A 17326-nucleotide genomic window follows, 5' to 3' on the forward strand; every position below is an offset into this window, starting at 1 on the left:
GCTTCGGTCTCGCCATGCTGGCACCGGTTCTGGTCGATCTGGCCGACGGTCATGAGGATTACATCGTTTTCCTGACCTGTGCCGCGGGTACGCTGTTCATCGGGACCGGCATCGCCATCGCGACCTATAATCGCGGCATACAGATCAATCTTAACGAAACCCTGCTGCTCCTGCCGGCCACCTGGATCACCATCAGCCTGGTATCGGCGATCCCCTTCATGGTGTCCGAACTCCAGCTGACGCTGGCCGATGCGACCTTCGAGGCCGTATCGGGCCTGACCAGCACCGGCTCGACCGTCCTGCTCGGCCTCGACGCGCTGCCGCGCGGCCTGCTGCTGTGGCGTTTCCTGCTGCAATGGATCGGCGGCTTCGGCGTGGTGACCATCGCCGTCCTGGCCCTGCCCTTCCTGCGCATCGGCGGCCTGCAGCTCTTCAACCTCGACCTCTCGCCCAATTCCGCCAAATTCGTTCCGCGGATCCGCGAGGTGGTCGGCCAGATCGCCATCATCTACGCCGTGCTGACGGTGATCTGCTCGACCTGCTATTGGCTGGCCGGCATGGACAGTTTCGACGCCATCGGCCATGGCATGTCGGCGGTGGCGACCGGCGGCTTCTCCAGCCATGATTCCAGCATCGGCTTCTTCCAGAGCGCGACGATCGAATGGATCAGCGTCATCTTCATGACTCTGGGCGCCATTCCCTTCGGCCTCTACATCGTCACCATCTACGGCCGGCCGGAAACGCTGTGGCGGGACGACCAGGTCCGTACCTTCCTCGGCATCATCGGCGGCGCCATCCTGCTGCTTCTGGTCTGGCGCATCGCGAAGTCCGATGCCGGCTTCTGGGAGGCGCTGCGCGAGGCCGCCTTCGTGACGGTATCCACCATCACGACGACCGGCTTCACCAGCCATGATTACGCACTGTGGGGCGGTTTCGCCGAAGCGGTCGCGCTGCTGCTCATGCTGGTCGGCGGCTGCACCGGCTCCACGGTGGGCGGCATCAAGGTCTTCCGCATCTTCACCATGTTCAAGATGCTGCGCGCCCAGCTGCACCGGCAGATCTACCCGCACGGCACCTTCCGGGTGACCTATAACGGCGAGAACATCTCCGATGCCGTGCGTGCCGGCGTCGCCACCTACATCTTCATGTATCTGCTGCTGCTCACCGCGCTGACACTGGCCATCGCGCTGTTCGGCCTCGACTTCCGCGACAGCCTCGGCGCTGCGGTATCCGCCCTCGGCAATGTCGGCCCCGCCCTGGGACCCTCAATCGGCCCCTGCTGCACCTTCCAGACCTTGCCGGACGGGGTCAAATGGCTGATGGCCTTCGGCATGCTGGCCGGCCGCCTGGAAATCCTCGTGCTCTTCATCCCCTTCACCCGCGCCTTCTGGCGCAGCTGAGCCCCGGCGCTCCGACTTGTCACACCGCCGCCACGGCTTTGCCGCTTGAATGGGCGTCTTTCCAAGGTAAGGAGATGCCCCCGATGTCGAGTGAAGACCTGCATGCGCCGCGCGAACGCCTGCGCCCCAAGACGCTCGCCATGCACCAGGCCATCGTGTCGCTGATGGAAGAGCTGGAGGCCGCCGACTGGTACCAGCAGCGCGCCGACGACTGCGACGATCCGGCGCTCAAGGCGATCCTGCTGCACAACATGCGCGAGGAGATCGAGCATGCAGCGATGGTGCTGGAATGGCTGCGCCGCCAGAGCGAGGATTTCGACCGCGAGCTGAAGGAGTATCTCTTCACCGAGAAGGATATCGCCAGGGCGGAAGCCGAGGGCGGCCACAAGGACTGAGAGCGGCTGCTACCAGGCGGCGACGACCGGTGACTGCGACGGCTCGGACCGGATTCCCTCATCCGGTTCCAGCGGGAAGCGGAGCCGAACGAGGGTGCCGCCGCCGTGCCGGGCGGAGATTTCCAGCTCGCCGTGCAGTTGCGCGGCAAGATTCTGGTTCAGTTTCATGCCCGAATTGCGCATGCGGATGTCAGGCATGCCGACGCCGTCATCGGCGACGATGATCTCGGCTTCCGTGCCGTGGCGGCGCAGCGTGACCTCGATGACGCCGCCGCGGTCGCCGGGAAAAGCATGCTTGAGCGCATTGGTCAGCGCCTCCAGAACGATCAGCGCCGCCGGCACCGCCTGACGCAGGCCGATCTCCACCTTGTCGACATGGCAGTTCACCGTGATGGCCTGCTCGGGCGGCACGATGCTCGGGTTGTTCACCATCGTGCGCAGGAAGGTGCCCATGTCGAGCTGCTGGTCGGCAGTGGTGTTGTAAAGCAGGGTGTGGACTTCCGAGATCGCCCAGATGCGCTGGCCGATCTCGTGCAGCATGGCGGCAGGATCGCCGGGATTGCGCCGGCGCAGCTGGATCAGCGCCTGGATCATCTGCAGATTGTTGTGCACCCGATGGCTCATTTCCTTGAGCATCGTTTCCTTCAGCTCCGCCATCTGCTGCGCATCCCTCAGCAGCTGGCGGTCGAACTCCGCCTCGCGCCAGGCCCGCTCCGCTTCGACCCGACGCACCAGCGCCATCAGCGCCACATAGCCCAGCACCGAGAACAGCACCAGGAAGGCGAGGACCGGGAGCATCTCCATCGCCAGCGCCTGCAGGAGGCCCCGCCGCGAGAAGCCGTGCAGTGCATAGAGGGGCAGGTCGCCGATCTTCTGGAAGGCATAAATACGCCCGATGCCATCCATGCGCCCGGGACCGTAGAAGAAGCCGGCCTCCGCGGTGGCGAGCGCGGTCATCACCGGTCCGTCGGGCAGCATCATGAAGGCCGGATCGTCGGGATTCGGCCGCACCAGCAGCTTGCCGTCGGCGCGCAGCAGAAAGGCGGTGGCATCGCCGGTTGCGCTCATGCCGGCCAGGAAGTCGGCGAAGAGCCGGGTCTCCGCAGATGCCGTCACGACGCCGCGAAAACCGTCCCCGCTCAGCCGGCGTGCAACGGTGAGCGTGTCGCGCTGGCTGGGATACTGCACGACGCGATCGATGAATACCGGCCACTGGCCATCCCGGAGCGCCTTGAAATATTCACGATGCGCGAAATTGACCCGCAGCGGAAACGTGCGGCTGCCGGCAATGATATCGCCATTGGCATCGATCACGCCGATGCTGGTGGTCTGGCCCGAACTCAGGTCCAGCGCGCGGATGCGGCGATGCAGATCCTCTGCGCCGATCTCCGGATTGTCGGTGACGAGCTGGTCGACCTGGTTCAGCAGCAGCAGCTGGTTCTGCACCGAGCGCAGGGTGTACTCGCTGATCAGCGCGGCATTCTGGCGCGACAGCTTGACGGCGTTGTCGTATTTGGAATCCCAGGATTGCCAAGCCCAGACGGCGGCCACAATGATCGGTACGACGACAAGGCCGAAGCGCAGGCGTCTAAGCGGCGGCGCGTAGTTGCGTGTACGCCAGGGCATCGGAATCCTTCGGTTAGGGGCAGAGCCCTACAGACCGCAAGGCGTGCACCACCTTAGCCTATTTCGGGGGGATAGCTACGGTTTTCGGCGCCGGGCCCCTTTTGTCCCAGGAAAACATGCCGGGCGAACGCATTTGCTGGCACAGTCGGCAGTTGGCTGCCATTGGCCTTCAGCCACTGACGCAGCGCGCCTGCCACTCCTCGCGGCTCTGGCCCCAGATCTCGGTTTGCTGATCGAATGGCGGCGGCAGCATGGCGGAGCGCAGAAACCGCGAACCGAGCCGGCGCGCCACTGCCTTCGATCGCTCATTCCTCGCATCGATGCAATGGATGACCTCGCGCCAGCCCAGATGGGTGAAGGCCCAGTCGATGGCCGCCGCAGCGCCTTCCGTCGCATATCCCCTGCCCCAGGCCGAACGCGTCAGACTCCAGCCGATCTCGTCGCCCGGCCAGCCGTCCGGCCGCCAGGGACCCAGCCGGCCGATCCATCGTCCGCTGGCCTTCTCGATCACCGAGAACATCGAGAAGCCCTCGATATCCCAGGCGCCGCGCATGACGCAGAGCGAGCGCCAGACGGCGCCGCGCGGCTGCACGCCGCCGAGAAAGCGCTGGGCTTCCTCGTCGGCCGCGAACTCGGCCCAGGCGTCGAGATCCTCGCGCAGAGGCGGCCGCAGGATGAGGCGGTCGGTTTCGAGTCGGGGAAGCGTCTGTGGCATGGCAAGGTGATAGCGGCCTCCCGCCCCCGGCACAAGTTAACGGATCGCCGACTCCGGCGGCGACAATTGACAGGGGGCGGCGCCGCTGGCAGCTTCCCCCGCGACGGTGCCCATTCGGGGCCTAACTGGGAACGCGGTGCGGGGAAACCCAAGGCCGCGGCTGCCCCTGCAACTGTAAGCGGAGAGTCGTCCGTCAACATGTCACTGGTGCCGCCAGGCGCTGGGAAGGCGACGGACAGCGCAGACCCGCAAGCCAGGAGACCTGCCGTCACTCGTGGTCACACGCGATCACATCGGGCAGGGTGAACCGGTGGGTGTGCGACCTGTTGCCCTCCGCCTCGTGCGGGCTTCAGAGAGCAAACCTCGTTCGCGGTGACGTGCCACAGGCCTGCCGCATGAGGTGTTCCATGGCCCGTTCTGCTGTTTCCGTCGCGGATCTGCTCCGCGCCTCCTCCATCCCCGCTCTTCTCGTCGCCATGCCCGTCATGGCCCAGGAGCAGCCGATCCATCTGCCGCTGGTTTCGGTGACCGCCAACCGGGTCGAGACGCCGGCCGCCGAGGTCGGCAGCGCCGTCACCATCATCAACGGCGCGGAACTGCGCCAGCGCCAGACGCAGCTGGTTTCCGACGTGCTGCGCGAGGTGCCCGGCGTGGCGATCAGCCGCAGCGGCGGCGTCGGCAGCACAACGCAGGTCTACCTCCGCGGTTCGGAGAACAACCAGACCCTGGTGCTGATCGACGGAATCGAGGTGAACGATCCGGCACTCGGATCGTATTTCGATTTCGCCCATCTGCTGGCAGCCGATATCGAGCGCATCGAGGTTCTGCGCGGTCCGCAGAGCGCGCTCTATGGTTCGGATGCCGCCGGCGGCGTGATCAACATCGTCACCCGGCGCGGCGCCGGCCAGCCGGTGGTGAGCGGTGCCTTCGAGGCGGGGTCCTACAACACCTACCAGGCCAACGCATCGGTGCGCGGCGGCGGCGAGCGCTACCATTTCATGCTCGGCGGCATCGACTACCGCACCAGCGGCATCTCCAAGGCCAATGAGGAAGCCGGCAACCGCGAGAACGACCGTTACGACAATCAGACGCTGTTCACGAAATTCGGCGTCTCGCCCACCGAAATCCTGAGCTTCGACTTCGTCGGGCGCTACACCTATTTCGACGGCGAGTACGACGATTTCCCGGCATCGGCCGCTGCCGACAGCGACGACCGGACGCGCGGCAGCTACATCTACGGCCGCGGCCAGGGCAAGCTGGCGCTGCTGGACGGGCGGTGGGAGCACATCCTCGGCGCCGCCTACATGGAAAGCGACAGCAACAGCACCGGCGCCTTCGACGGCTCCAATCATGGCGAGAAAACGAAATTCGATTACCAGACCAATCTGCTGTTCGACACGCCTTCCTTCGCCAATGCCAGCCACACCCTGACCTTCCTCGCCGAAAAGGAAAACGAAACCTTCCGCTCCAGCTTCACGACGCCGCGCACCACGCGCGAGATCGACAGCACCGGCTTCGTCGGCATGTACAAAATCGGCCTGTTCGAGCGGCTGTTCCTCACCGGCGCCGTCCGTCAGGACCAGAACGACCGCTTCGAGGATGCCCGCACCTACCGCACCACGGCGGCCTACCTGTTCCCCGACAGCGATACCAAGCTGCGCGCCAGCTGGGGCACCGGCGTGAAGAACCCGACCATGTCCGAACTCTACGGCTTCACGGCGACCTACCAGGGCAACCCGAACCTGCAGCCGGAGGAATCCCGCGGCTGGGATGTCGGCGTCGACCAGGGATTGCTGGGCGGTAAGGTACAGGTGGGTGCCACCTATTTCGACCAGCGGATCGACAACCTGATCGAGACCGGCGCCACCTCTGCCTCCAACGTCGACGGTGAATCCCGGATCCGCGGCATCGAGCTCGAGGTCGCCGCCAGGCCGGTGGACCGTCTGACGCTGCGGGGCTCATACACCTACATGAAGACCGAGGCGCCGGAGACCGGCGAGCAGCTGACCCGCCGCCCCTCGCAGATGGCCAGCCTGAACGCCCATTACCGCTTCGCCGACAACCGCACGAGCGTCAATCTCGGCGTCCTGTATAATGGCCGCCGGGTCGACAACGACTACTCGACCGGCTTCGGTGCTAATGCCAGCCGGATCACCCTGAACGGCTATGCCCTGGTCAATCTCGGCGCCGCCTACAAGGTGACGGATGCCGTCGAGATCTACGGCCGCATCGAAAACCTGCTCGATAAGGAATACGAGGAGGTCTACACCTACGAAACCCTCGGCCGCGCCGGCTATGTCGGCGTCCGGGCGACGTTCTAGTATGGTGACGGCGGCGGGAACCGATCCTGCCGCCGCCTTCCGGGATCCATGAAGCGCCTCTCCGCCCTCGCCCTGCTCGCCCTGCTCGCCGCGCCTGCCGCCGCCGGCAAGCCGGCGCGCATCGCGTCGATGAACCAGTGCGCGGACGAACTGGTGATCCGCCTCGCCGATGCAGAGCGCATCCGCACGGTGACCCGCTTCTCCCATGCCGAACGGGGATCGACCATCGCGGCGATGGCGCGCGCCTTTCCCGCCAATTACGGCCTGGCGGAGGAAATCGCCGGCGTCTCGCCCGATCTGGTCCTGGCCGGCCGGCACACGACGCGGCATACCGTGGCCCTGCTGAAGCAGCTCGGCTTTCCGCTCCACGAGCTCGATGCGCCGACCTCGATGGCGGGCGTCACGGCGCAGATCCGGCAGGTTGGCGCCCTGCTGGAGGAGTCCGCGCGCGCCGAGGCGCTGGCGGCGGATATCGAACGGCGCCTGCGGCAGGTGGCGCGCCCCGCGACGCCTGACTCGCCCACCGCCATCATCTACCGGCCGAACGGCTTCACGGTCGGCCGGGAGTCGCTGGCGACCGACGTGCTGCGCCATGCCGGGCTGCGCAATCTGGCCGCCGAAATGGGCTGGGAAAGCTACGGCCAGATTCCGATCGAGGTCATCATCAGCCATCCGCCGGATTTCATCATCTTTGACGGCGAGCCGCGACAGATGCCGACCGCCGCCCATGAGGTGCTGCATCATCCCGCTCTCAGGCGGCTGACGCAGACGCGGCTGATCTTCCTGCCCGCGAAATACTGGACCTGCGCCGGCCCGGACCTGATCCGCGCCATCGAAATCCTCACCGCGGCGGTCGGGCCGACATGAAACTGGTCTCGGCTCTCGTGGCGCTGATGCTGGCGCTGTTCGCCGTCTCGCTGGATGTCGGCTACGCGCCTCTCGATCTTGCCGCCGCGCTCGGTGACCTGCTCGCCGGCCGGCAGACCTCCGCCGCGCTGATCCTCGCCGAGCTGCGCTTCCCGCGCGCTGTCATGGGACTTTTCGTCGGCTTCACCCTTGGTCTGGCGGGCGCCGCGATGCAGGGCCTGCTGCGCAATCCGCTTGCCGAGCCCGGCGTGCTCGGTATTTCGGGCAGCGCCGCTTTCGGCGCCGTGGTGGTGTTCTATTCAGGACTGGCCGGCGCCTTCTCGCTGGCCCTGCCGCTGGGCGGCATCGCCGGCGCCCTACTGGCCGCGGTATTGCTGTTCCGGCTGTCCGGCAAGGGCACGACCACCACCGCGCTGATCCTGGCCGGCGTCGCCATCAACAGTTTCGCCGGCGCCATGACGGCGCTGGCGCTGAACCTCGCGCCAGATCCCTATGCCGCGCTGGAGATCATGTACTGGCTGATGGGCTCGCTGGCCGACCGCAGCCTGCATCATGTCTGGCTCGGCGCGCCGCTGATGATCATCGGCTGGCTGCTGATCCTCAGCCGCGGCCGCGCGCTGGATGCGCTCAGCCTCGGCGAGGACACCGCCCGCTCGCTCGGCGTGCGCATCACCGGATTGCAGCGCATCCTGATAGCCGGCAGCGCCATTGCCGTCGGCGCCTCGGTGGCGGTATCCGGCGCCGTCGGTTTCGTCGGCCTCGTGGTGCCGCATCTGCTGCGGCCTTTCGTCGGAAACCAACCAAGCCGCCTGCTGGTCGTCAGCGGTCTCGGCGGCGCGGCCATGACCATGGCCGCCGACCTGCTGATCCGGGCGAGCATGGTGAAGCCGGAACTGAAGCTGGGCGTCGTCACCGCCCTGATCGGTGCGCCTTTCCTGTTTTCGCTGATCTGGCGCCTGCGCCGGAAAGAAGCATGACGGGTGACACATGAAGATAGAAGCACGCGGCATCCGGTACGGCGTCGGCGCAGCCGAAATCCTCGCCGGCATCGACCTCGCCGTATCAAAGGGCGAAGTGCTGGGCCTGATCGGTCCTAACGGCGCGGGCAAGACCACGCTGCTGCGCCTGCTGGCCGGTCTGGCCGAACCGTCAGCCGGAGAGATCCTGATCGATGGCCGGGCCGCAACGAGCCTGGAACCGGAAGCGCTCGCCCGGCAGATCGCCTATCTGGCGCAGGGCAGCATCGTTCACTGGCCGCTGCGGGTCGATGCTATCGTGGCGCTGGGCCGGCTGCCGCACCGGCGGCGCTTCAACGGCCTTTCCGCCGCCGATCGCGACGCCATTGCGCAGGCGATGACCGAGGCGGACGTGCTGCATCTGCGGGACCGCAGTTTCGACACCCTGTCGGGCGGCGAGCAGCGCCGCGTGCTGCTGGCGCGGGCGCTGGCCGTGCAGGCTGAGATCCTGCTGGCCGACGAGCCCGGCGCGGCCCTCGATCCCTATCATCATCTCCAGGTCATGGAACTGCTCGGCAGAACGGCAAGGCGCGGCGCCGGCATCGTCGTCGTGCTGCACGACCTGACGATGGCGACCCGCTTCTGCGACCGGCTGGTCCTGCTCGACCATGGCCGCTTGATCGCCGACGGTCGTCCTGATGAGGTTCTCAGCGACGACCATATTGCGGCGGTCTATCGCGTCTCCGTCGAGCGCGGCGGCGACGCAGCCCCCTTCGTCATACCGAAGCAGCGGATCTAGCGCGGCGCGCCGTTCAGCGATCATCCCGTTTCCTGGACAGCGTACCCGCAGCGATGCCCAGGGCCAGGCCGATCCCGATGCCCATCGTGACGTTGCCGAGCAGCGAGCCGATGGCGACGCCGATTGCCACAGCGATTGCCATCGCGAAGGCGTTTGGGATCTTCATGGCCGGCAGATAGGCCGGCCATGCCGCAACGGCAACGGCAGGCTTGACCTCAACGATAGTTCGTGATATGTTCTAGCTTCTCCTTCCGCTCTTGGCCATCGTTTCATACGCAGCGTTGCCTCCCTGCCCGGGGGCCAGCCCCCGCATGGGCGCACACCCGCAGCACGTGTGATGGACCGGGATTCAACGGGACTCAACGGGATTCAACTGGCTTCCAACGGGACTGAACTGGCCTCAACGGGACTCAACTGGCATCGAACGGGATCGAACTGGCTCCCAACAGGCTGCAACTGGCTCGCTGCAGGCCCCGACCGAGCCTGACATTCCAGAGACTTGGAGCAAAAAGAGGCGCCGGGTTCAGCCCGGTTTGGCCAGGCGCAGGAAGGCCTCGCCAACCAGAAGGTGCGTGATCTCGCCGCCCTCGGGTCCGCCGGTGCCGTCGTCCAGCGGCAGGATCAGCCGGTCATACTGAAGGATTTTCGGCCCGTCCCAGCGGGTGACGCTGACATGGAAGGCGCCGCGCTGGGCGATCGCCAGGCCGAAATGCTGGCGGATCACCGACCGTGTCTCGACCACGACGCCGTCCGGACCCGGCACGAGCCCCGGCCCGCCGCCCACCTCAGCCGTGCGACGGTAGCCCTCGCCGCTGGCGATGTAGCGGAAGCTGCCGTCGCCGCGCACCTCGACGATGGCGAGGTCGCTGACGCCCGGCAGGGTTTCCACCGGCGGCAGGGCATCGAAGGCGACCATCCGGCGCTCCGCCGCACTGCCGGCGCCGCACGCCTCGTCATACCAGGCCTTCAGCGCGATCAGGCCCGGCGCCACGATCTCGTCGGCGGCCCAGTGATGGCCGGGCACGCCCGGCGGCACGGTTTTCGGCGGTCTCTTCACGCCATCTCCGTTCTGGCTGTTTCCGGCGGAACCGGTCTTGGCCGGCCATTCTCGTCGATGGCGACATAGGTGTAGACGCCTTCGGTCACCCTGATCTCGGTCGGATCGAGCCGGCGCGCCACGATGGTCTCCAGCTTCACCGCCATCGAGGAGCGGCCGACGCGGATCACCTCACCGTAGATCGACACCACGTCGCCCACCTTGATCGGCTGGTGGAAGGTCATGGCATCGACCGCGACGGTGGCGACGCGGCCCTGGGCGCGCCGCGCGGCAACGATGCCGCCGGCGATGTCCATCTGGCTCAGCACCCAGCCGCCGAAAATATCGCCGTTGCCATTCATGTCGGCGGGCATCGGCGCGGTGCGGATTACCGGTTCGCCGCGGCTGGCGGCCTGTGCGGTCGTCGTCATTCCCGGACCCAGTCGGTTGAGGCAGTTACGCCCCCCCACTATACTGCGGCGCCATTGCGAGTCACCCCATAATCCGAATCAGTGAGCAGTATGAACGACTTGTTCCAGTCGACAGGCAGGCGCGGCAACGATTACACCGCCAAGGACATCGAGGTTCTTGAGGGTCTCGAGCCGGTGCGGCGCCGCCCCGGCATGTATATCGGCGGCATCGATGAACGCGCCCTGCATCATCTGTTCGCCGAGGTGCTGGACAATTCGATGGACGAGGCGGTGGCCGGCCATGCCGACCGCATCGAGGTGGAACTGCAGGCCGACGGCGCGCTGCGGGTGAGCGACAACGGCCGCGGCATTCCGGTCGACGCGCATCCCAAGTTCAAGACCAAGTCGGCGCTGGAAGTGATCTTCACCACGCTGCATTCCGGCGGCAAGTTCTCGTCCAAGGTCTATTCCACGGCAGGCGGCCTGCACGGCGTCGGCATCTCGGTGGTGAATGCGCTGTCCGACCGCCTGGTCGTGGAAGTGGCGCGCGACCGCGAGCTCTGGCGGCAGGAATATTCCCGCGGCAATCCGCAGACCAAGCTGGTCAAGGTCGGCCCGGCGCCGAACCGCCGCGGCACCACCGTCATCTTCCATCCCGACGAGCAGATCTTCGGCAAGGGCGCGCATTTCCGCCCGGCGCGGCTGTTCAAGATGGCGCGCTCGAAGGCCTATCTCTATCCGGGTGTGAAGATCCAGTGGAAATGCGCGCCGGAACTGATCGCCGCCGGCGACGACACGCCGGCGGAAGCCGTGCTGCATTTCCCGGGCGGGCTTTCGGATTACCTCGCCGCGCAGCTCGAGGGCCAGCAGACCGTGACGCCGACGCCCTTCGCCGGACGCGCGGCCTTGGCGGGCGAGCGCGGCCAGGTCGAATGGGCGATCCACTGGCCGCAGGAGATCGACGAAGGCTGGCTGAACTCCTACTGCAACACGGTGCCGACACCCGAAGGTGGCACCCACGAGGCCGGCTTCCGCTCCGCCCTGCTGCGCGGCTTCAAGGATTACGCCGAGCTGACCAGCAACCGGAAAGCGTCGTCCATCACCGCGGACGACATCATCAGCGGCGCCACCGCGATGCTGTCGGTCTTCATCAAGGAACCGCAGTTCCAGGGCCAGACCAAGGACAAGCTGGTCACGGTGGAGGCGCAGAAGCTGGTCGAGGCGGCGGTGAAGGACCATTTCGACCACTGGCTGGCGGGCGCGCCGCAGCATGCCAACGCGCTGCTCAACCGCATCGTCGAGCGGATGGAAGACCGCCTGCGCCGCCGCGCCGAGAAGGAAGTCGGTCGCAAGTCGGCGACCCGCAAGCTGCGCCTGCCCGGCAAGCTGGCCGACTGTTCCGAGGAAGCGGCCAGCGGGTCGGAGATTTTCATCGTCGAGGGTGACTCGGCAGGCGGTTCGGCCAAGCAGGCGCGCGACCGCCGCACTCAGGCGGTGCTGCCGCTGCGCGGCAAGATCCTCAACGTCGCCTCGGCGGGCTCGGGCAAGCTGGCGGCGAACCAGGAGCTGACCGACCTCACCCAGGCGCTCGGCTGCGGCACCGGCAGCAAGTATCGCGAGGAAAACCTGCGCTACGACAAGGTCATCATCATGACCGATGCCGATGTCGACGGCGCCCATATCGCGTCTCTGCTGATGACCTTCTTCTTCCGTGAGATGCCGAAGCTGATCGAGCACGGGCATCTCTATCTGGCGCAGCCGCCGCTCTACCGCCTCTCCCATGGCGGCAAGACGGTGTATGCCATGGACGACGCCGACAAGGACCGGCTGATCAAGGAAGTATTTGGCGGCAAGAAGGTCGAGGTCAGCCGCTTCAAGGGTCTCGGCGAGATGCCGCCGGCGCAGCTCAAGGAAACCACCATGAGCCCGAAGAACCGCACCCTGCTGCGGGTCCAGGTGCCGGTGGAGGAAGCCAGGGAGGCCGACGACCTGGTCGAGCGGCTGATGGGCCGCAAGGCCGAGCTGCGCTTCCAGTTCATCCAGGAACGCGCGGCCTTCGCGACCGATATCGACGTCTAGCGCTTCAGCCAGTTGCGCAGCGCGGCCGCCGTCTGGTCCGGAGTTTCCATCGGCGGCAGGTGGCCCGCCTCCTCGATGATGACGAGTTCGGCGCCGGGGATCAGCCGCGCCATTTCCTCATGCACCTCGACCGGGGTCAGCGCGTCATGCCGCCCGCACAGAACCAGGGTGGGAACCCTGATATTCGGCAGGTCGGGCCGGCTATCCGGCCGCGCCATGATGGCTTCCTGATGACGGATGAAGCGGTCGCGGCCAATCGTTTCGGCCATGGCCATCAGCCGATCGACGATGGCCTGGTTCTTCACGTTGTCGGGATGCACCAGGAAGGGCAGCAGCTGCGGCGTGACGCCCTTGAAGCGGCCGATCCTCGCCAGCTTGATGAAGCCGGACCGGCGCTCGGTCTGCTCCGGTGAATCCGGCCGCGCGGAGGTATCCAGCAGGGCCAGACGCGTCACCCGTTCCGGCGCCTGGCGCATGATCTCCAGACAGACATAACCGCCCATGGACAGGCCGCAGAGCGAGAAGCGCTCCGGCGCCTCGGCCAGCACGGCACGGGCCATGTCGGCGACGTTGTCATGGTCATACTGGCCCGAGGGGACGATGCATTGCGCGACATCGGAGAGCCGCGCCACCTGCTCGCGCCAGAAATCGTCGGTCAGCAAGAGGCCGGGAACGAGCACCAGCGGCTCGCGCATGGCGAATCCTTTCACGCGTTGAGAAACGCGTGATGTTAGCGCTCCGTCCCCGGATCGACTACCCCCGGCTCAGTTGCTGAGCAGGACCGGCACGGTCATGCTGCGCAGGACCGTCTCGGTGACGCCGCCGAACACCACCTCGCGCAGGCGCGAATGGCCATAGGCGCCCATCACCAGCAGGTCGATGCTGCGGTCCGCCACGGCGGACAGCAGTGCGTCTCCCGCGCCGATATCGTCGGCGACGGTATGGGCGATCTCCACGGTGACGCCGTGGCGGGCGAGATGCCGTGCCAGATCGGCGCCCGGGGTTCCCCGGCTGCCTTCGGGATTGATGCCGAACACGGTGACATGCTTGGCGCGGGTCAGCAGCGGCATGGCGTCATGCACCGCGCGCGCCGCCTCGCGGCTGCCGTTCCAGGCAACCATGACGCGGCTGCCGATGACCGGGAAGTTGCCGGCATAGGGAATGGTCAGGATCGGCCGGCCGGCCCGCAGCGCCAGTTCGTGCGGCAGGACGTCGACGCCCGCCGGCACCGCCATCGGGTCCTTCGGATCCGGATCGGGCTGGCCGAGGACAATCAGGTCGAAGGCGCGACCGCAGACTTCCACCGCCTCGACGGGAAGCCGCTCGCTCTGCAGCCATTCCGTCTTGACGTTCTCGCGCCGGGCCGCGGCCTCGAACGCCTCTCTGGCCTTTTCGCAGCGCTGTTTGGCCTCATCGACCTGCTGCTGGATTACCTCTGCCGGGATGAACTCGCTCATGTAGTAGACATGCTGCGGCGGCGGCAGGGTGTAGAGCGCGGTGAGATGCGCGTCGAACTGCTGCGCCAGCTTAATCGCGGCCTCGACTCTCACGCTGTTCCGCGGGTCCTCGGTCAGGTGCACCATGATGTCGCGGTAGGCCATAATATCTCCCTTCGCCGATCGGTTCCGACCCGGCCATGCTGCGGCCGGAAAGCTGTTCCGTCCTTGATCTGCGTCAAGCGCAGTGGCAGAGAACCGCGCCCGCGCAGTTTCAGTTGCTGAGCAGGACCGGCAAAGTCATGCCCGACAGGACGGTTTCCGTAACCCCCCCGAATACCATCTCGCGCAGGCGCGAATGGCCGAAGGCGCCCATCACCATCATGTCGGCGCCGCGACCCTGGGCCTCGGCCATCAGGATCTGCCCGACCTTGCGCTGTCCGCTGCCGTTGCCGTCAACGATGGCCGACTGCAGCCGGACGCCATGCCGCTGCAGATGCTCGGCAATGTCGGCGAGCGGCGTGCGCCCCTTCTTCTCCGGGGCAACCACCAGCAGATGCACGGTTTCGGCGCTGCGCAGCAGCGGCATCGCATCGTGCACCGCGCGCGCTGCCTCGCGCTTGCCGTTCCAGGCGACCAGGATATTGCGGCCGATCTCGCCGAACTCGCCGGCATAGGGCACCGCCAGCACGGGACGTCCGGCCTGCAGCGCCAGTTCATGCGGCAGGACATCGGTGCCGTAAGGGATCGAGGCCGGGTCGCTCGGATTGGGATCAGGCTGGCCGACGATGACGATGTCGCTTGCCCGCGCCCCCAGCCGCAGAGCCTCCACCGGCGCCATGTCGCTCGACAGCCAGCGGTGCTCGATGCCGGCATCCCTGCAGGTGGCGAGAAACGCCTCGCGCGCGCCGACCGAGGCGCGCTGCGCCTCGTCCATCTGCTTCTGGATCAGTTCGGTGGGGATATACTCGCCCATGTAGTAGGGCACATTCGGCGGCGGCACGGTATAGAGCCCGCTGACCCGCGCGCCGAAACGCCGCGCCAGCGCAATCGCCAGCCTGGTCCGCATCTCGTTACGCGGATCGAGGGTAAGATGAACGGCAACATCGCGGTAACTCATCGCCCGGCCTCCTTTGTTATGGCCGTGCCGCTTATTCCCCCGGCGACATCGACCGATTTATCGGAAGTGCAGATGATTTACGCAAACAGACAGAACGCCCCTATTGCAATGTAGCGTCCTGGCCGCGTGTTACAAGTCAAGTTGTGACGTCAGGCCGCAGCCTGCGCCTTCCAGGGTGGCAGCCGGCCTTCCTCGACCGCATGGCAGGCCACTTCGCCGCCCGGAGCCGGCAGCGTCCTGGGCACCTCGCGACGGCAGCGCTCGTTGGCCAGCGGGCAGCGCGGATGGAAGGTACAGCCGGGCGGCGGATTGAGCGGGCTGGGCACCTCGCCCGCCACCGGCGTGCGCTGACGGCCGGACATGTTGAGATCGGGAATCGCGTCCAGCAGCATGCGCGTGTACGGATGCAGCGGCCGACTGAAAAGGGTTGCCGTGTCGGCCCATTCCACGAGACGGCCGAGATACATGACGCCGACCTTGTCGGAGACATGATACACGACCGCAAGATTGTGGCTGATGAAAAGATAGGTCAGGCCCAGATTGCGCTGCAGGTCCTTCATCAGGTTGAGGATCTGCGCCTGCACGGAAACGTCCAGCGCCGAGGTCGGCTCGTCGCAGACGAGGAATTCCGGCTCGCCCGCCAGAGCGCGCGCAATCGAGATGCGCTGGCGCTGGCCGCCGGAGAATTCGTGCGGATACTTGCGCGCATCCTGCGGCGACAGCCCCACCTGCGTCAGCAATTCGCCGACGCGGGCATCCAGCGCCGCCTTGCCCTTCCCTTTCATCAGGCCGCTGAACCGGATCGGCTCGGCGATGATGTCGCCAACCCGCCAGCGGGGATTCAGCGAGGCGTAGGGATCCTGGAAGATCATCTGCATCCGGGCCTGGATTTCCGGGTGTTTGGCGCGCTGCGACGCCGGCCCGATCTCGGTGCCCTCGAAGACGATCGAACCTTCGCTCGGCTCGTAGAGGCCGACGATCAGGCGGGCAACGGTGGATTTGCCGCAGCCGGATTCGCCGACGAGACTGAAGGTCTCACCCTGGTTGATCTCGAAGCTCACGCCATCGACGGCACGGACGATCGTCTTGCCCTTGCCTTCCAGCACCCGGTTCAGCCAGGGCGCCGAAACGTCGAAATTGCGCTTGAGGTTCGTGACCCGCAGCATCGGGACGGAGGACTTCGTCTCAGACATGGACCGGCTCCTTCACCAGCCAGCAGGCGGCCAGACTCTGCCCGGCCGGCATCGGCTCAGGGCGATCGACCAGGCACTTGTCGAATACCTTGGGGCAGCGCGGATTGAACGCACAGCCCTTCGGGATGGCATTGAGGCGCGGCATTGAGCCGTTGATCTGCGTCAGCCGCTCGACCTTCACGCCCATGCTGGGAATGGCTCCCATCAGGCCGACCGTATAGGGATGATGCGGCCGCTGGATCACGTCCTGCACCGGACCGATCTCGGCGATGCGGCCGGCATACATGACGGCGACACGGTCGGCGGTTTCCGCGATCACGCCCATGTCGTGGGTGACCAGCATGACGGCCGTGCCCTTCTCGCGGCACAGCCGCTTCAGCAGCTGGATGATCTGGGCCTGGATCGACACGTCCAGCGCCGTGGTCGGCTCGTCGGCGACGATCAGCTTCGGCTCGGCGGCGAGCGCCAGCGCGATCACCACGCGCTGCCGCATGCCGCCGGAGAACTGGTGCGGATAATGGTTGACGCGCTCGCCCGGCGATGGAATGCCGACATCCTCGAGCAGCTGCACGGCGCGCGCCCTCGCCTGCTCCCGGTTCATCGGCAGATGCGTCAGGATGGTCTCGACGAGCTGATCGCCCACCTTGTAGAGCGGATTGAGGCTGGTCAGCGGATCCTGGAAGATGGCGCCGATCTGCCGGCCGCGGATGCGGCGCATCTCGTTATAGGGCAGGTTGTCGATCCGGCGGCCTTCGAGACGGATCTCGCCGCCCGCAATGCGGCCGGGCGGCTCCAGCAGTCCGATGATGGCGGCGCCGGTCATCGACTTGCCGGCACCGGACTCGCCCACCACGCCGAGCACTTCGCCGGCGGCGATATCGAACGAGATGTCGTCCACGGCGACGAGGGTGCCGCGCCGGGTGGGAAACTCGACGCGAAGGTTGCGGACCTCAAGAAGCTTCGGGCTGGTCAT

The 17326-nt window shown here is 66.5% G+C and carries 17 protein-coding genes and 1 riboswitch; of the genes, 7 read left to right on the forward strand and 10 right to left on the reverse strand.

Translation table 11 applies throughout. From position 1 onward, the window contains the following. Together VKZ87_RS14240 and VKZ87_RS14245 are read left to right on the forward strand one after the other, a co-directional pair. Positions 1-1400, forward strand: a 1400-nt coding sequence (locus VKZ87_RS14240) for a TrkH family potassium uptake protein (protein WP_324221925.1), incomplete at its 5' end; no start/stop codon positions are given. 83 nt (positions 1401-1483) lie between these two features. Then, a complete protein-coding gene (locus VKZ87_RS14245; RefSeq protein WP_324221926.1) occupies positions 1484-1795 on the forward strand; it encodes a ferritin in 312 nt (103 codons plus the stop codon). Positions 1796-1804: 9 nt separating this feature from the next. On the opposite strand, the gene VKZ87_RS14250 is transcribed toward VKZ87_RS14245, so the two are convergent. Continuing rightward, complete coding sequence (locus VKZ87_RS14250) at positions 1805-3421, reverse strand: sensor histidine kinase (protein ID WP_324221927.1); 1617 nt, start codon at positions 3419-3421, stop codon at positions 1805-1807. 169 nt (positions 3422-3590) lie between these two features. Then, a complete protein-coding gene (locus VKZ87_RS14255) occupies positions 3591-4136 on the reverse strand; it encodes a GNAT family N-acetyltransferase (protein WP_324221928.1) in 546 nt (181 codons plus the stop codon). An 87-nt stretch (positions 4137-4223) separates the two neighbouring features. Beyond that, positions 4224-4420, forward strand: a riboswitch (cobalamin riboswitch). Between the two features lie 123 nt (positions 4421-4543). On the opposite strand from VKZ87_RS14255, the gene VKZ87_RS14260 reads away from it, so the two are divergent. The 4 genes from VKZ87_RS14260 to VKZ87_RS14275 are packed head-to-tail and all read left to right on the forward strand — an operon-like array spanning position 4544 to position 9079. After that, the gene (locus VKZ87_RS14260; protein ID WP_324221929.1) at positions 4544-6457 is read left to right on the forward strand and encodes a TonB-dependent receptor plug domain-containing protein; all 1914 of its coding nucleotides are present in this window, start codon (positions 4544-4546) and stop codon (positions 6455-6457) included. A 48-nt stretch (positions 6458-6505) separates the two neighbouring features. Then, positions 6506-7324, forward strand: coding sequence for an ABC transporter substrate-binding protein (locus VKZ87_RS14265; RefSeq protein WP_324221930.1), 819 nt, complete (start codon positions 6506-6508; stop codon positions 7322-7324). Then, positions 7321-8301 carry an iron ABC transporter permease gene (locus VKZ87_RS14270; RefSeq protein ID WP_324221931.1) on the forward strand — a complete coding sequence of 327 codons (981 nt, stop codon included), beginning with the start codon at positions 7321-7323 and terminating at the stop codon, positions 8299-8301. The genes VKZ87_RS14265 and VKZ87_RS14270 overlap by 4 nt, the downstream gene beginning before the upstream one ends. Positions 8302-8311: 10 nt before the next feature. Next, on the forward strand, positions 8312-9079 hold the full coding sequence (locus tag VKZ87_RS14275) for an ABC transporter ATP-binding protein (RefSeq protein WP_324221932.1): 768 nt from the start codon (positions 8312-8314) through the stop codon (positions 9077-9079). Between the two features lie 13 nt (positions 9080-9092). Here VKZ87_RS14275 and VKZ87_RS14280 read toward each other — a convergent pair whose 3' ends face one another. From VKZ87_RS14280 to VKZ87_RS14290, 3 genes are all read right to left on the reverse strand, one after another. Further along, complete coding sequence (locus VKZ87_RS14280; RefSeq protein ID WP_324221933.1) at positions 9093-9245, reverse strand: hypothetical protein; 153 nt, start codon at positions 9243-9245, stop codon at positions 9093-9095. 357 nt (positions 9246-9602) lie between these two features. After that, entirely contained in the window at positions 9603-10136 is a 534-nt protein-coding gene (locus tag VKZ87_RS14285; protein ID WP_324221934.1) for a hypothetical protein, read from the reverse strand. After that, entirely contained in the window at positions 10133-10546 is a 414-nt protein-coding gene (locus tag VKZ87_RS14290) for an acyl-CoA thioesterase (RefSeq protein ID WP_324221935.1), read from the reverse strand. The genes VKZ87_RS14285 and VKZ87_RS14290 overlap by 4 nt, the downstream gene beginning before the upstream one ends. Positions 10547-10636: 90 nt before the next feature. Here VKZ87_RS14290 and parE point away from each other — a divergent pair, with 90 nt between their 5' ends. Then, complete coding sequence (gene parE / locus VKZ87_RS14295; RefSeq protein ID WP_324221936.1) at positions 10637-12604, forward strand: DNA topoisomerase IV subunit B; 1968 nt, start codon at positions 10637-10639, stop codon at positions 12602-12604. Here the strand turns inward: parE and VKZ87_RS14300 are convergent. From VKZ87_RS14300 to VKZ87_RS14320, 5 genes are all read right to left on the reverse strand, one after another. After that, the gene (locus VKZ87_RS14300) at positions 12601-13299 is read right to left on the reverse strand and encodes an alpha/beta hydrolase (protein ID WP_324221937.1); all 699 of its coding nucleotides are present in this window, start codon (positions 13297-13299) and stop codon (positions 12601-12603) included. The genes parE and VKZ87_RS14300 overlap by 4 nt on opposite strands. A gap of 69 nt (positions 13300-13368) precedes the next feature. Further along, positions 13369-14205, reverse strand: a complete 837-nt coding sequence (locus tag VKZ87_RS14305) for a universal stress protein (protein ID WP_324221938.1) — start codon at positions 14203-14205, stop codon at positions 13369-13371. A 109-nt stretch (positions 14206-14314) separates the two neighbouring features. Next, complete coding sequence (locus VKZ87_RS14310; RefSeq protein WP_324221939.1) at positions 14315-15160, reverse strand: universal stress protein; 846 nt, start codon at positions 15158-15160, stop codon at positions 14315-14317. 149 nt (positions 15161-15309) lie between these two features. Next, entirely contained in the window at positions 15310-16353 is a 1044-nt protein-coding gene (locus VKZ87_RS14315; RefSeq protein WP_324221940.1) for an oligopeptide/dipeptide ABC transporter ATP-binding protein, read from the reverse strand. Beyond that, a complete protein-coding gene (locus tag VKZ87_RS14320) occupies positions 16346-17326 on the reverse strand; it encodes an ABC transporter ATP-binding protein (protein WP_324221941.1) in 981 nt (326 codons plus the stop codon). The genes VKZ87_RS14315 and VKZ87_RS14320 overlap by 8 nt, the downstream gene beginning before the upstream one ends.

The organism is Ferrovibrio sp., from assembly GCF_035304305.1.
Lineage (GTDB): Bacteria > Pseudomonadota > Alphaproteobacteria > Ferrovibrionales > Ferrovibrionaceae > Ferrovibrio.